This window comes from Pirellulaceae bacterium, assembly GCA_019636385.1.
Lineage (GTDB): Bacteria > Planctomycetota > Planctomycetia > Pirellulales > Pirellulaceae > Aureliella.
In genome coordinates this window covers 787,439-803,061 of sequence record JAHBXT010000002.1, presented here as the reverse complement: position 1 = coordinate 803,061, position 15,623 = coordinate 787,439, and the positions used below count along the sequence as shown (strand labels likewise).

Annotated in this window: 11 protein-coding genes; 10 read left to right on the top strand and 1 reads right to left on the bottom strand. The window is 54.9% G+C overall.

All coding sequences use genetic code 11. The annotated features are described in order from the left end of the window. Nucleotides 1-400 precede the first annotated feature (400 nt). Nucleotides 401-2,446, top strand: a complete 2,046-nt coding sequence (locus KF752_08700; protein ID MBX3421620.1) for a DUF2339 domain-containing protein — start codon at nt 401-403, stop codon at nt 2,444-2,446. Between the two features lie 22 nt (nt 2,447-2,468). Continuing rightward, nucleotides 2,469-3,884 (top strand): DUF3999 family protein, encoded by a 1,416-nt coding sequence (locus KF752_08695; GenBank protein MBX3421619.1) that lies wholly within the window; start codon nt 2,469-2,471, stop codon nt 3,882-3,884. 208 nt (nt 3,885-4,092) lie between these two features. Here the strand turns inward: KF752_08695 and KF752_08690 are convergent, their stop codons facing one another. Beyond that, nucleotides 4,093-4,440 carry a four helix bundle protein gene (locus tag KF752_08690; protein MBX3421618.1) on the bottom strand — a complete coding sequence of 116 codons (348 nt, stop codon included), beginning with the start codon at nt 4,438-4,440 and terminating at the stop codon, nt 4,093-4,095. A gap of 637 nt (nt 4,441-5,077) precedes the next feature. Between KF752_08690 and ltrA the strand changes: the two genes are divergently transcribed. The 8 genes from ltrA (at nt 5,078) to KF752_08650 (ending at nt 15,557) form a co-directional block, all read left to right on the top strand. Continuing rightward, on the top strand, nt 5,078-6,511 hold the full coding sequence (gene ltrA, locus KF752_08685; GenBank protein MBX3421617.1) for a group II intron reverse transcriptase/maturase: 1,434 nt from the start codon (nt 5,078-5,080) through the stop codon (nt 6,509-6,511). Between the two features lie 187 nt (nt 6,512-6,698). Further along, the gene (locus KF752_08680; protein ID MBX3421616.1) at nt 6,699-7,202 is read left to right on the top strand and encodes a hypothetical protein; all 504 of its coding nucleotides are present in this window, start codon (nt 6,699-6,701) and stop codon (nt 7,200-7,202) included. 24 nt (nt 7,203-7,226) lie between these two features. After that, complete coding sequence (locus KF752_08675; protein MBX3421615.1) at nt 7,227-7,646, top strand: hypothetical protein; 420 nt, start codon at nt 7,227-7,229, stop codon at nt 7,644-7,646. A gap of 385 nt (nt 7,647-8,031) precedes the next feature. Further along, nucleotides 8,032-8,904 carry an integron integrase gene (locus tag KF752_08670; protein MBX3421614.1) on the top strand — a complete coding sequence of 291 codons (873 nt, stop codon included), beginning with the start codon at nt 8,032-8,034 and terminating at the stop codon, nt 8,902-8,904. 169 nt (nt 8,905-9,073) lie between these two features. Next, nucleotides 9,074-9,229: a hypothetical protein gene (locus tag KF752_08665; GenBank protein MBX3421613.1), complete on the top strand. Its 156-nt coding sequence runs from the start codon at nt 9,074-9,076 to the stop codon at nt 9,227-9,229. A 259-nt stretch (nt 9,230-9,488) separates the two neighbouring features. After that, entirely contained in the window at nt 9,489-11,030 is a 1,542-nt protein-coding gene (locus tag KF752_08660) for a hypothetical protein (GenBank protein MBX3421612.1), read from the top strand. Nucleotides 11,031-11,410: 380 nt separating this feature from the next. Then, on the top strand, nt 11,411-13,675 hold the full coding sequence (locus KF752_08655) for a YXWGXW repeat-containing protein (GenBank protein MBX3421611.1): 2,265 nt from the start codon (nt 11,411-11,413) through the stop codon (nt 13,673-13,675). A gap of 370 nt (nt 13,676-14,045) precedes the next feature. Beyond that, nucleotides 14,046-15,557 carry an SLC13/DASS family transporter gene (locus tag KF752_08650; protein MBX3421610.1) on the top strand — a complete coding sequence of 504 codons (1,512 nt, stop codon included), beginning with the start codon at nt 14,046-14,048 and terminating at the stop codon, nt 15,555-15,557. Nucleotides 15,558-15,623 lie beyond the last annotated feature (66 nt).

Sequence of the window (15,623 nt, the reverse complement as noted above, 5' to 3'; positions counted from 1 at the left end):
GATCACGTCCATATTCGCAGTTTGCCCAAACGGGCCACGCTCTGCTCTTTGGTGACGCTGGTGGCCGTGAGTGGCTCCTGCTCGGTCGGCAGAGACATGTCCACCATCGACTTGTACCACTATAAGTTCTGTTAGCTGCTCTGTCCAAACGTCTACCACCGTCACAATTGGCATTCACCCCTGGAATTGCCAATTCCCTAACTGCCTGACACCTGGATCTGAACCGTGGCTTAGTAGCCATTCATGAGGCCGAGCATTCTAAACCGAGGAGTCCATGGGCGCTACCATCTCCAATAAATGACCGTCATCTGCTATACTCGTTCCCAGCCAATCGAAGAGATGACTGGCGGTTCTGTAGCCGCGTATTCTTGTGGCTGGATCGATCCATGGATAGTCTCTGATGAGAGTTGAAGATGTTCTGATTATTGTGCTGGTGGCCGGTGCGATTTTAATTCTGCCGGTGGCTACGATCACAATGTCTATTATTGCATTTGCAAGGACTCGTAAATTAAGCGATATAACCAGTCGACTGGATCACATCGAACGTCGACTCAGTGAACTGGCCCGTGACCAGGCCTCTGCACAGTCATTAGTAAGCCCAGAGACTGTCAGCCAATCGCAGCCACCACTCCCCCACAGCCACGGCGCGGATTCCGGAACAGGCTCGGATACCAACATCGTAGCGGGGAGCCATTCGGTCGGTATCTCGCAGGCAGCATCCGTAGGAAGTCAGTCAGATGAAACCGACAGCGCGTTGGTGACCGCAGAATTGGCACCAGCGCCACCTCCGGTGGCTCCACAGAGCTGGCGGCCTGATTCTGAGCGCCCCTCTGACTCTGTCACACCTCTACCTCAATTCACTAGCGATGCAGCGCACGACCGTTCAACCCCGGTGGGCTGGGAGACTTTCATTGGCCAGAAGGCATTTGGCTGGGTGGCGGCTGTTCTGTTTCTATTCTCGGCTACATTTTTTCTACGATACTCCTATCAGAATAATTGGATTGGTCCGGCTGGTAGAGTGGCCATTGGCGAGCTGTTCGGTGCGGGTCTAGTCGTTTTTGGTTGTCGTTATTGGTTGGCCGAGTGGCGACGATTTGCGTCCATGCTGTTGTCCACCGGTATCGTGGTCATCTACCTGGCGACCTATTCTGCGTTTGGTCTTTATCAGTTACTTTCGCAACAGCACGCTGGAATATTCTTAGTCATCTTGGTTATCGAATCGATGTTGGCGGCTGTTTTTTGCCGGTCAGCACTGATTGGCCTGATCGCTGTTGTGGGTGGTCTAGCAACACCTCTGCTAATGCATTCGGATCGCGACCTTTATTCATCGCTGTTCCTGTATTTGTTAACACTGAATCTTGGAGTCCTCGCCGCCTCGATTATGCAGCGCTGGAGGGCCGTCGCGTCAGTGGCTTTTGTGGGAACGCATCTCATTTACATGGCTTGGTATGCGGGGAATTACCATCCTGAGAAACTCGCCTGGGCGCTAGGTTTCCAGTTGCTACTATTCACGATGTATCTTGCCTACAGTCTGATAATTGCTCGATATGTCGAACGCTCGGCGGATTACGAAGAGCTGGTTCGATTGGTAGTCAACGCTGTGCTTGGCTTTGCGGCCATACGGAATTTGACTCTGGAGGACTGGAGCCTGTGGATCGGAACCATTGCATTAATCTTTGCCACCATTTATGCCTTGGTGGCACGCCTAGTGCTGGCGTGGAGGCCAACCGATCACCGATTGGTGATGACAGCGCTGGCAATTTCAATTGGATTCATTGCTTGGACCATTCCCGTGCAAGCGGACGCGCGCTGGATTGCCCTGGGGTGGACAATGATGGCGGTGGCACTGTGGCTGTTTGGGCTTCGAACCTCCTCGTCATTACTCAAAATCATGGCTACCGCCCTGGCTGGATTGGCCTTGGTGCGGTTGATCGGTTTTGATTTGGCAGTCTATGTTCGCAATCCGTTTATTCCCATCTTTAATCGTGAAGCGCTGCCGTCACTGGCAGTGGCCGGACTGCTTCTGACAGCTGTCTGGAAGGCCGACAGTTACCTGCCTAGGCTCTCGTCGATCGAGCACTGGGGGATCGGCATCACCGGACTGTGTGGAATTACCCTGGTTTGGCTAGTATTGTCGCTGGATTGTCATGGCTATTTTGTCTCTCGCTCATTTGAGAGTGGTAACCTTGATCTTTGGAGGTGGCGGGCTCAGTTGGCGTTGACCGTCTTTTGGGTAATATTCGCTTCTGCCTTGCTGCTGCTGGGATTCTACCTCAACCGCTCGCGCTTACGCTGGTTTGCGATGGCCCTATACGGCCTAACAGTGTTGAAGCTGTTCGTCGTTGACATGGCCAACGTGCAACAAATTTATCGGATTGTAGCGTTCTTTATTCTGGCCGTCGTATTGGGGCTTGTGGCACGCGGATATCAGCGTTTCAAACAATAGGCGTCCTGGAAGAGGTTGTAATATGTTTCCGTTAAGACTGTCTCTCGTGAAGTTCACGATGGCCCTTGTCTGCTTTGTGCCGGCGCGTCCCGTCTTGTCCCAAGGAGATGTCCCAGCTTCAGATGCTGACCAACAGGTAAACGTGCAACAAACTGTGGAGTTGCCACAAGAAAATCCTGCCGATTGGCAGTATCAAGCGACTCTTTCGCTACCAGACCAAGACGTAGCCGCGCCCACCGACTTGACCATAGCTACCGACTTAGTTGATCTATTTGTTCCTGCAGAAGTTCTTGGCCATGCACGCCACGATTTGTCGGACCTACGACTGGAGGCAACCAATGGTAGCCCTATCCCCTTTGCTGTCAGGACCTTGTCAGCCAAAACCGTGATCAATGACCTTACTTCAACAACATTCAATCGAGCGCAATCCGATAGCGGCGATCAGGAGGTTACGCTTGAGTTTACGGGCAACGCGATTACACATAATCAAGTGGTGATCGAAGCGTCGGGTAAGGAATTTCGCCGGGTGGTCGTGGTGGAGGGTAGTGATGACGGCCAAGACTGGAAAAGGCTAGTGCAAGGATTTATCTTGAAGCTGTCGGACGAAAATCACACGCTTACTCGAAGTACGCTACGGTACCAAGACAGTCGGCACCGGTTCCTGAGAGTTCAAGTAGCACCAGATCCACAACTGACTACGTCGGGGACCGGGACAGATCGTTTCGAAATCGACTCGCTTCGAGTTTCGCAGCAACTGGAAATTCCTGCCGTTCGAGTTGTCACCGTTGCGTCGCTCGGTTCTCGTGAGCCGACTCGACAATACGGATCCACAGGTTCACGCTGGATAATCGACTTTGGCTCCGTGATACCTGTCGAAGGTCTACAGATCTCGATTGAGGATCGAGAGTTTGTTCGTGATGTCAGCCTGGAAGCCGAGACGCCCAATATGCTCGGTCAGCCCAGTTTTGATTGGGTGTATCCCAGCCAAGGTGGAACTTGGCAACGGCAAAAGACAGATGCACTAGCCGACCTGGAAATGACCTTCAGCGAAGTGCAAACTCGGCGTCTACGTCTGACCGTAGCCGACTATCGCAACAAGCCACTGAACATAACCGGCGCCAAGGGGATCATTTCCGCGCGACAGATCGTGTTTCAGCGCCCGCATCCTACAATGTTTCCATTGAAGCTACGCTTTGGCAACCCGGATGCCGAGAGCCCGAACTACGATTTTGCCCGCAATCTTGCACCAGTCTTACCGACCACGCCAATTCGAGCAGTCCTGGGACCGCTGGAACCAAACCCCGACTACCTTGCTCCACCGCAGCCGTTTACGGAGCGTTATCCGTGGTTTATCTATCTGACCTTGGGAACTGTTTGCCTAGTGTTGGGAGCCGTAGTCTGGAATCTGTCACAGGTTACGATGGCTCGTTTGGCTTAAAGCCAATGCGAATACAGTACTTGGCGTTATCTTCGGTTGGCAATCGTTGAACGTTCGGTTGGCCGTCGCGCTCGTCAGTAAAGGGCTGTGGAAGCTGAAGTGCAGCAACGTCACGGCTTGATATTCGAACTAATGCTTCGCGAGCCGCCAGTCCAGGGTTTCGTTCTTCGGTGCCGGCCCACTCCTCGAATCGAACGGTCTCCGTTGGTTAGATCAACCGGGTGAGCAATAATACGATTCGTTTCAAGTTGGATTTTCCTCGACAATTCGATTCATCGTCAAGTGCAACACAAACCCGCAGGACATCATGCATCGCGGCACATTCCAGAGCCGACCCGCGAGCGATTTCAAGGCATCGGTACTTGTACTTGAGACCTTGTTTCCCGTGGCCTTCGTCAATATTCAGTGGAATAGACTGCACCGCACGCAGCCGTTGATCACGAGCTTGACGATTCGTCCCGCCGAGCAATTTACCGATTTGATACGAGAATGCCACATACGCGATCGACAGTCGATAAACGTCCAGTCGTTCATGATTGAACGTCGGCTCTGCCATCACGTTCCTTTCGAGTACGAGTACCGTTGCACTGAGTACGAGTACCGTTGCACTGAGTACGAGTACGACTTTTCTGAAGAACGACAATGTCGACCGGGCCGCGACGAGTCAACCTCACCACACCGCAGGACCTAATCGCGGCTCCGGTCCAACTTTTTGATACGCCCGTCATGGGCATAAGTTTATGGGGTGGAATGCATATTGGATCAGTCCCCTGTGCGAGACTGGGAGTCTCAAGGAGATCAGTATAGCGAATGAAAGCTCCGATTGGCAAAGCACTAGGCGAAAGCAACTGCGTCGGTGCGACCCGGTGTGGGAAGGAAGCTGGAGCCAAACCTGCGAGGCTACGAACAGAAACATCCTACGAGGCCGGATTGGTCGGGCGAGTGAGCCAAACATCACCAAGCCGTTCCCAGTCGATTGATCAGGTAAAGGGTGAGCCTGTGCAGCGAAAACTTATGTTCTTATCGGGGGAGACCTGCCAAGCGGCCTGCGAGCCGCCGTATGCTCCAACAAGTAAGCATCCTCGGCTGAAAGGTTGGAACAGGCTGAAGAGATTCAGTTCGGGCAAGGCAGGAGTCAACAGAGGTCGTAGTACCGAACTTCGAATGCCAATCGAAACGGGAAGGGCCAAACAATGAAGTACAAGGAAGAGCCATCAGGCAACTTGTCGCGAGGGAATCCCCGCACGATAGGAGCTCCGAATTTACCGGACTCTGCAACCGAGCGGACCACAGATTCACCAGTCCGACCGGATGATGCCGCGACGGCGTCGCTTGAGAAACCAGCCTTGAGTTTATTTCCAATGTCTCTGATTGAGGCGTTAGTCGAACCCTCCAACATCGAAACCGCTTGGAAGAACGTGAAAGCCAACCGTGAAGCCCCCGGGCCCGACGGGATTACGATCGCGGAATTCCCAGAATGGTTTCGCCCTCGTTGGGAAACGATCCGACAACAATTGCTCGATGGCACCTATCGCCCGCAAGCCGTGCGACGAGTGGCTATCGACAAACCCGATGGCAGCGGTCAGCGTTTGCTCGGCATACCAAACGTAGTGGAACGTCTGATCCAACAAGCCATCGTTCAAGTCTTGACACCCATCTTCGATCCGAGTTTCTCGGAATCGAGCTTCGGATTCCGCCCCAAACGCTCGGCTCACGGAGCGGCCAAGAAGGTCCGCAGCATCATCCGGCGTGGCTATCGCTACTCGGCTGATCTTGATCTTTCCAAATTTTTCGACCGAGTGCAGCATGACGTTCTCATGGTGCGAGTGGCCCGAAAGGTGAAGGACAATCGACTGCTGCGTCTGATTGGCAACTGCCTGCGAGCTGGCGTGATGGTGGAAGGGGTACTGCAAGCGACCGATGAAGGAACTCCGCAAGGAGGTCCAGCCTCTCCGCTACTTGCCAACACCCTGCTGGATGACCTGGACAAGGAATTGGAGAAACGAGGACTGCCGTTTGTGCGCTACGCCGACGATTTTGCGATCTTCGCCAAATCGGAGCGAGCCGCCGGACGGATCATGCAATCGGTCACGCGATACCTCACCGAAGAATTACGATTGGTCGTCAACCAAGCTAAGAGTCGGATCGTATCCTGCGACCAGTTCGAGTACCTCGGGTTCTCGTTCAAGGGCAACAGGGGAACGATTCAAGTCTCTGAGAAGTCGACCCAGAAATTCAAGCACCGCATTCGTGAGCTGACCGGTCGAAGTCGAGGCATCTCGATGGACTACCGACTCAGTCTGCTGCGAAGCTACGTGCGTGGCTGGATGGGCTACTTCGGCTTGGCAGCACAGTTGAAACTGTTCGACCGGTTAGACCAGTGGCTTCGTCGCCGCATTCGCATGTGCTACTGGAAACAGTGGCGCAGACCGAAGCGTCGCCGCGAAATGCTGATTGAGTCAGGCGTGCCAACTCGTCAAGCCATTCGCCATGCGCGAAGTCGTAAAGGCCCTTGGCATATGGCCAAAACCATAGCCAGTGGAGTCGGTATGACGGGCGCTTGGCTAACCGAACAGGGGTTACTCAGCCTCAAGACTCTCTGGGCCTCGCTTGCCCGTATTCGTTGAACCGCCCGGTGCGGACCCGCATGCCGCGGTGGTGTGGGGAGGGTGTCCCGAAAGGGACGCCCTTACCCGATTTATGTCGCGATTTGTGCGCCAGTCCGGGTGATCGGGAATGGGATACAATAGCGAACCAATCTACAATTTGTTTGTCATTGTTGCATAGCACCTGGGGCTTGAGGAAGAGGATTCCGTGGACAAATCAGAGGAACGCAAAGTCGCCGAAATGGTATTCGGTGGCAAGCCGCATATCGTGATTCAGGAGTCCGAACGGCCTGACTTCATTTGCAAAGTATCAGACAAACTGGAATTTGGTATCGAGGTAACCGATTTCTATCTTTCTGAGAGCGTTGCACGATTGCGGCTCATCCCCAATTACGCAAAGGATTTGTTAACGAACAAGGTCTATCGACACAAAGACGATAAACAACGCATTCGTGTTGAAAAAGTTATTTATCGAAGCGGGACAACCGGTGAAGAGCGTGAAATAGAGGCAGTTATTGGCGAGGAGCATTCGATTGATTTGGCTGTGTCTCGTCTTAAATCTGCGATAGAGTCAAAAATTGGTAAGTCAGCACGCTATTCGACAGACATCGTCGATCTCATTATTCGAGATGTAGATTCCATCGCTGGGTTTGAGAATCTTGAGAAGTTGATTCGTGCAGTGCGTCGAACGGAAGCAATCGAGCCGATTTAAAATGCAAGTTTCCGTGAAATTTACTTGATTACGACACAGGATGCGGAATGGGTTTGTGTTCCGCTAAGGGCTAACCTTTTCGTCGCCGAGATATTGAAATTTCAAAAATTGTTCAAAGAACACCATGGAAATAACGTCAAAGCAATCACGATTGGTGAGTATCTAGTCGAGTTGGCGAGACATCTAGTGTCGGCATGTGGCCGGGTCGAGTACGAAGTCTCGAAGAACAAGCAGCCACGGCTGGTCTTTGGAAGCGTTGCAGTTGGCTACGGAGAAAAGCAGGGACTTGAAATTTTTGATATTTCAATTGACGACACAATCAAACGCGAAGCGGTCGATTTTGTTGGCGAAGGCGACGTTGACCTACACAGACTCGTACGTGCAGAAATTGACGAGATGTTTGCGTGTGCGCCAATTTTGTTTACGGTGACAAAAGAGGTATGATTGTCGAAGCGTGAAGCGACATAACTATTATTAGACAGATGCCCACAATATCAGTGTCTGGGTTTGACATCTGCGATTCAGATTTTAGAACGACGGTTTTCTGTGTCAATCAAGAGCATTACGCGGTGGTAGGCCGGTGCAATATACAGATTGGCGGGATGTTAGGCAGACGAGTATTATACAGGTGGGTGTTAGGCAGAGTGCTGACTCGATGAAACAAGAGCAGAGTGGTGGCCCGAAGCTGTTGAGCACCGTACGTGGTAAGATGCGCATGTTGCATCTGGCAAAGCGGACCGAAGAGGCTTATGTCTTTTAGATTTCGGATGTCATTCGGTACTCTCGCGATCAGGCTGGTCAGTGGGTACACCCAGTCGATTTGGACGATGTGCAGATCGAATCTTACTTGACACACCTGGCAGTCGATCGGCGAGTGGCCGCTAGCACGCAAAATCAGGCCTTGTCGGCTCTGCTGTTTTTATACACCAAAGTACTTGAGAAGCCGTTTCGAGTAGATGCGGTGCGGGCCAGGCGGCCTGAAAAGCTGCCGTCGGTGTTAACGCCCGGCGAAATTCGTTTGATCTTTGATCATCTGCCGCCCAACGGCCCAATCTTGCTGATCTGTCGTCTCAGGTCCGGTGCGGGCTTGCGACTTATGGAGGCCTGCCGCCTGCGCGTAAAGGATATCGACTTGGCTCGCAAGCAGATCGTGGTTCGTGAGGGCAAGGGCAGCAAGGATCGCTATGTGCCCTTGCCGCACACATTGGTGGTTGAGCTACAAGGGCAGTTGAGGAAGGTCGAGAGACTGCATCATCAAGATTTGCAGGAGGGGGCGGGCTGGGCTTGGTTGCCTTACGCTCTGTCAGTCAAGCATCCTCTGGCCGGTCGCCAGTTGCAGTGGCAGTATCTGTTTCCGGCTCGCGAAACCAGTCGCGATAGCCATCCGCGCGAGGGGCGAGAAAAGTCGCCTGACGAATTGGCCGTGGTACGGGCTGATCGCGAGCAGGTTCGTCGGCATCATATCCACCAAACTACGGTGCAGCAGGGTTTCGCTCGCGCCGTACGCGATTCAAAGATTACCAAGCGGGCGACCTGTCACACACTGCGTCATAGCTTTGCGACACATTTGCTGGAGGCGGGCCAAGACATTCGGACTATTCAGGAACTGCTGGGTCATGCCGATGTGAAGACGACAATGATCTACACGCATGTCACGACGGTCGGAGCTTGCGGTGTGCGGAGTCCGCTGGACTCACTGTAGTCGTCTCCCATGCTGACACAGTTGCCAAGTCGTGTGATGAGCTGGTAGGTGCGTCTAACTGGGTATCAGCAGCATAACAGCTTTGGCCATGAGTCTGACAAGCTGAAGCAGATTCCCTTGAAGTTGCGTGGCATTTTCTAATCGATGCGTCAGACGGTTAGAATCAGCTGTGTTAGTCTGCGTAGCCTGTGTGGGCTTGAATCCGATTCGCCCTGCACTGGCTCAGACGCTGGAGGCCTGCGATTTCACGTCCAGCCACACACGCCTGCATGTGCTTGAGCCAACGCCAGTAGATGCGGCCTATTCATTCGGAGCTTGTCTGTAGTGATCGCGGCCATGTGCATCTAACGGCCGCCGAGTACCTCGAGCGATTGGACTGGACGTCACGTCCGGTGATATCTGGAGTGACTGAGGCTCAGTCCACACTAGACGAGTGCTTGATCCGATCTCGGGCGGCGTTAGAGTTATAGGTGGGTAAGACAATCGTTTTCGATCGTGCCGTCTCGGACGCTTCCGGTGGAGTTACCGAAGTAGTTCTTTTATTTCACGAGCGCTAGTCAACAAACCTCTAGGAGAGCCCTGCCATGCCCAGTCGACTCAATCGTCGTTTATTTCTCGGCAGCACGGCCACCGCTGCGGTCGGCTATTCGGAACTGGCCGCGCTAGGGGCGGCGCCAATATTGGCCGAGCTAGCGCCGCTGGACCGGACAGAGCTGCAGACCGATGCTAGGTTTGTTCAGTTTCGTCCGGAGATCGAGCCGCTAGTGCGTCTGATCGAGACAACTCCTCGAGAACGACTGCTGGAAGAGATCGGTGGTCGGGTTCGCAATGGTTTGAACTACCAGCATCTGTTGACGGCACTGTTTCTGGCTGGCATTCGCAACGTGCAGCCGCGGCCTGCGGTAGGCTTTAAATTCCATGCCGTGCTGGTCGTCAACTCCGCGCATTTAGCCAGTCTGGCATCACCACCGGCCGATCGATGGCTGCCCATCTTCTGGTCGTTGGACGAATTTAAAAAATCGCAAGCCCGCGACGAGGTGGAAGGTGACTGGACGATGCCGGCTGTCGACGAGCCACGGGTGCCGACCGCGCGACACACCGAGTCGGTCTTTGCGCAGGCCATGGAGCAGTGGGATGAACCGGCCGCTGATACTGCGGCCACCGGTGTAGCTCGCCATCTGGGTGCCAATCGAGCACTTGACCTGTTCGCTCGTTATGTAGCCCGCGACTTTCGCAGCATTGGCCATAAGGCGATCTACCTGGCAAACAGTTGGCGGACGTTACAGACGATCGGTTGGCAGCATGCCGAGCCGGTGTTGCGTTCGTTGGCCTATGCCACACTGAACCATGTGGGCGAACCGAATCCGGCTACGTCGGACCTGGAGCCGGATCGCTCGTGGCGAGATAATCAGCGGTTGGCGGAGACGATCCGCCCGGATTGGAACGGTGGCAGCGTGGATGCCGCCGCCACTGGCCAGTTGCTGGATGCTCTGCGTGTGGGCTCAGCCCAGGAAGCAGCTCAGTTGTCTGTCGATCTGCTCAATCGTCAGATCAGCCCACAGTCGATCTTCGATGCGCTGCATACCGGGGCAGCAGAATTGCTGATGCGGCAAAACGGAATCGTGGCGTTGCACGCGGCCACAACCACCAATGCAATGCGGTTTCTGTTCGATCACGTGGGGGACGACCACACGCGTCGACTGCTACTGTTGCAAGCGGCGGCCTTCTTGCCCCAGTTCCGAGAGGCCATGCGGAAGCGGGGTGAGGTTGCCGACCTGCAGATCGGCCAGGCGCTGGTCTCGACAGACGACGCTAGTGGTCATGCTGACTTGCCCGCGATTCTGTCCTCGATTCGGCGCGAGCCTTCGGTGGCGGCCAAACGAACCGCAGGCTGGTTGGCTGCCGGCAACGATCCTCAGCAACTGCTCGATGCTACACGTCGCTTGATTTTTCTGAAGGGCAATGATTCGCACGACTACAAGTTCAGCTCTGCGGTACTCGAGGATTTCAGTCTGGTCAGTCCAGCGTGGCGCAACCAGTTTTTGGCAGCCAGCACCTACAGCCTGCGGGGTAGTCAAGAACCGGATAACGGGTTGATCGAACGCATCCGGACCTCGCTGACGTAGACAATTACACAGTCAAGGATAGACAGGTTAACTGGCGTCTCAGCTTTCCTAATCGTGTCACCTCGCCTGCTTGAAAAGCCTTTCCCAGCTCGATTATTCCGACACCAGCGGTCGTGTAACTGACACGTTGTGATGTCAATGTGACCTCGACGGGACGTTACAAGGCTTGCGGCTATAACGATGCATGTGCTGGCGACATCGAACTAGGCGGCCCATTGACAAGGGTTTTAAGAAATCAGGATAGAGCGACGAGTGGATCAGCTTTTTGCGAGCGTTTGGAACGTCGACTGCACACAGTTATCTCGGCGGTGTCTCGAGCGTGACTCAGCCAGCATTGCGCACCTGTCAACCGACAGAACTTGAGTAAGGGGAACTTGGCAATGAACGCACTTTATCGCAACCGGATCAGCATCGGTAGTCCTTTCATACTCGGTTTGTTGATACTGGGTATTGGCCAGAGCCGCGGCAACCAGGAGCTGTCCGCGACTGCCGCAGAGGTGGTCGCTACTGGGACGCCCACTTTGGCGCCACCGCAACCCGGCGAAGCGGTGCCCCCACGTCCCGAATCGGTGTTGAACGAAACCGCCAGCGAGTTCGAAGAACTGTTGCGAGGTCCGCTGCATGAAGCATTTGCCGAGCAGTACAGTCCGCAACCGGTCGAAGGTGTCATCGCCGATCGTCAGCCTCCACCGTTGGTACCTGAGATGCCTCCGGAGATTCGTCCGGATGGGAAGAACGTGGAGTGGCTGCCTGGCTACTGGTTTTGGGATGATGAACGCGACGACTTTATCTGGATCAGTGGCACATGGCGAGCCATCCCGCCCGGCGTGCGGTGGATGCCCGGCTACTGGGTCGATCTGGGTGACGGACGCCATCAATGGGTCGCAGGTACCTGGGTCGGATCGGGGCAGCGTGAGTTGGAGTACATCGCCCAAGTGCCACCTGAGACACTGGATTTTGGACCGGTGGGTGAGGCTCAATCGGCCAATCATTTCTGGGTGCCGGGATGCTGGCAGTGGAATAATACCAACTATGTGTGGCGTCCCGGCTATTGGTCCGTCGGCTACGCTAACTGGGTATGGGTACCTGCACGTTATTTGTGGACACCGCGCGGGTACGTCCACTGCGCCGGCTATTGGGACTATCCGTTTGATGCTCGCGGCACTCTCTTTGCCCCGATTTGGTTTAATCAACCCATCTATGCAGCGCCCGGCTTCTTTTTCCATCCACGAGCCGCGTTGTTGTCCACGGTACTGCGAACGCATTTGTGGGTTAGGCCCGGATTCCGACACTACTACTTTGGCGACTTCTATGCGCTCAACTATCGTCAGCAAGGCATCTATCCTTGGTTTGGTTATCACACCGGTTTGAACCTGGTGGGTGGTCGGCGGGGCTACGATCCGTTATTTGAGCACTACAGCCGTTTCCAGGGCGGCGGAACGCCGTCGGTAATACAAATGAACAATCAGTTCAATCTGTTTGTCAATCAACCGAATCTGCGCCCTCCCAGAACCTTTCACGAGCAGGTTTCTTGGCGAGCCACGTCCGGTGGGTCAAATAACTCCGGTAGGCAAAGTATCGGGGATGCGGTATCGGCACGCAGTGCTGAGCAATTGGCAGCACCGATCAGCGAACTCGCGCGGCGCGACGCCTCGCGCTATCGAGCGCTGCCAGGCGATCAACTATCTCAGTCGCGTCAGCGGTCCGAACAATTTCCCGAGTTGGCATTAATGCGCCGTAACCTGGAGTCCGCCAAGCCAAATTCCAGCCAAAGTGTCGAGTCGCTACCGCTTCCCACTAGCTCCCGATCACGATCCACCAGGGGGCCACTAGCCGAGTCTGCATCCAGCGGTGTATCACCTGCCAGTGGACAAAGGTTGCAGGCCAATGCTGCCAGTGCGGCTCGACATGCGCTTCAGAATCCGCTGCAGAATCCGCTGCAGTCGGATTTGATCTCGCCATCTCGGCCGAGAGGCACGCGGTCGGCCTTGTCGCAGACCGAGCGAGCCACCGAGCAACCGGAATCGCAATTGGGTAATACCGGTCGCTTGCCGGCAAGCGGACTGTCGCCGCGTAATCTTGGATCCAATTTACCATCGAGCGTACCACGATCGACCTTCAAGTTACCCATTGGCTCCAATTCAGAGTCGAGCAACGAAGCTCCGTGGCGATCACTACCCAGCACACTAGAACGTCAACAGCGCTCTGCCTTCGGCGGTCCTACTGGCGCAGGGCGATCATCGCAATCAAGTATCGACCAATCATCCAGCGGCGCATCGCAACCTCGGTTGCTGCCTAGCATATCGGGTCGTCCATCGCGATCCTCTATGAGTGCTCCTAGCGGCGCGCGGCTGTTGACACCGGGATCGACTCAATCGTCCGGTGGTACATCGCAGCTGCGGTCTATGCCAAGCGCGTCAGGCGGCCCGCCGCAATCGTTCTTCGGTGGCCCACGAAGCTCGTCGGGGCCGTCGAACTTGAGTTCCCCTTCACTAAGATCCTCGGGAGTGGGTGGTAACGGTTTATCGCCTTCTTCACGTTCATCGCTGGGTGGGGCGTCCAGCCTGCGCGGCCCGTCTGGACCGCGTGGTTCGTCAGGGTCCGCTGGCCAATCCTCATCCGGTTCATCACGTTCGCGGCGGTAGACTCGGTTGATCAGCCGCTGCAACTCAGTCGAGCGGCGCCATCATACCTTGAAATGCACGCTCGCCTGGCATGTTCGATTCACCGCACCTACCGGGCTGCCAAAGCTTCACCACAGATCGTTGCTTGGCGCTACAAATTCCGACCGGTAGCAGTTTACAACGACACACACCGTCCGCTTACCGCGTGCATCGCCCGTAAGAAACGCAAGTCGTCTCCAAACGCCTCCTCACAGTTCCGGCCTGTGCCGTGCAGGCAAATCCTTGGTTTAGGATCGTGAGTTGGCGAGTCTCGAACGAATGCAGTCGTGGAGCGAGTGCACTTACGATAGGATAATATGCAAACTTTTATAACGAGAAGAGGCGAACTGTGGTGGGACGTTGGAACTTTTCTGGCTTCGTTCGACCCGGCGCAGGGCGGCGAATTGGATTGTGGTTGGGGCCGCTGCTTTTCTCGTGGTTGGCGTATGCACAGCCCTTACCACTGGCCGCCGGCGGTAATCATGTCGTGGCTGTGGCGGCCTGGATGTTGTGTTGGTGGATTTCCGAATCGGTGCCATTGGCCGTTACGGCGCTGTTGCCAATTGTGCTTTTCAGCTTGACGGGAGTGATGACGCTCGACGAGGCACTGCAACCGTACAGTAGTCGCATTGTCTATCTGTTTTTTGGCGGATTTGTACTGGCACTTGGTCTGGAGGCTCACGAGCTGCACAAGCGGATCGCGCTGATAATTATCGGTGCGGTGGGCTTGTCACCGCCGAGGATCGTCTTGGGTTTTTTACTGGCCACCGCAGCACTCAGCATGTGGATTAGCAATACCGCCACGGCTGTGATGATGCTGCCCATGGCGCTGTCGTGTTTGACGCTGTTGAGCGATCAGTCGGTGAACTCCGCTGTGCAGACCCAAGGGAATGAGCGCCTGCACCGAAATTTCTCGATTGCGCTGATTCTGGCTATTGCGTATGGCTCCAGCATTGGAGGCATGGGGACACTAATTGGTACGCCGCCCAATTTGGTGATGCGAGGGTATTTTGAGAACAGCCTGAACACTGAAATTTCGTTCTTTTCGTGGATGGCCTGGACCATCCCGATTGTGCTGTTGATCTTGGGGGCAGCCTATCTTCTGCTGACCTTTGTACTTTTTCCATCTCGTGGATTGTCGCTGAGTGGCGCGCAGGCGATGTTTCATAACCAGCGTGAGCGACTTGGTCCAGTCACAGCGGCACAATGGAGGATGTTGAGCGTCTTCATCACCACCGCTGGTTTGTGGATGTTCAGCGGTTGGATCAAGCCCTTGCTGCCAACGTTGCCGCTGACCGGTCAGCCCATTCCGCTGAGCGACGAGATCATCGCTATTACCGCAGCTATCGCCCTGTTTGTTGTTCCGGGTGAGCGATCCAAGGGCGGAGCCCTGCTGGACTGGGAAGCGACTCGGCGTCTGCCTTGGGGAATCTTACTATTGTTCGGTGGCGGATTGTCGCTGGCCAGCGGAATGGAGAAGACGGGCGTTATTCTGACGCTCAGCGAAGTCATCCAGAGCGCTGCGTCTGAGCAACCGGTACTGCTGATGGTGTTACTGACCGGGTTATCGCTGCTGCTTACTGAAATGATGAGCAATGTAGCGTTAGTCCAGGTATTTGTTCCGATCGTGTGTGGCCTGGCCATCAGTTTGGGAGTGGATCCGCTGTATTTCGCGATGCCTGCTACCCTGGCCAGTAGCTGCGCGTTCATGTTGCCGATGTCTACGCCACCTAACGCTATTGTTTTTGCGACGGGGCAAGTCACTGTTCGGCAAATGATGTGGGCTGGACTGTGGCTGAATCTGACCTCTCTGGCTATCATTGTGTCCATTTGTTGCCTGCTGTTTTCTGCAGCGGGGCGTTAGCATGAGCGGTGCAATTGTAGCTACTGTCGTTCTGACGGCGCGCGAACTGGGTTTCCACCGTGTGGT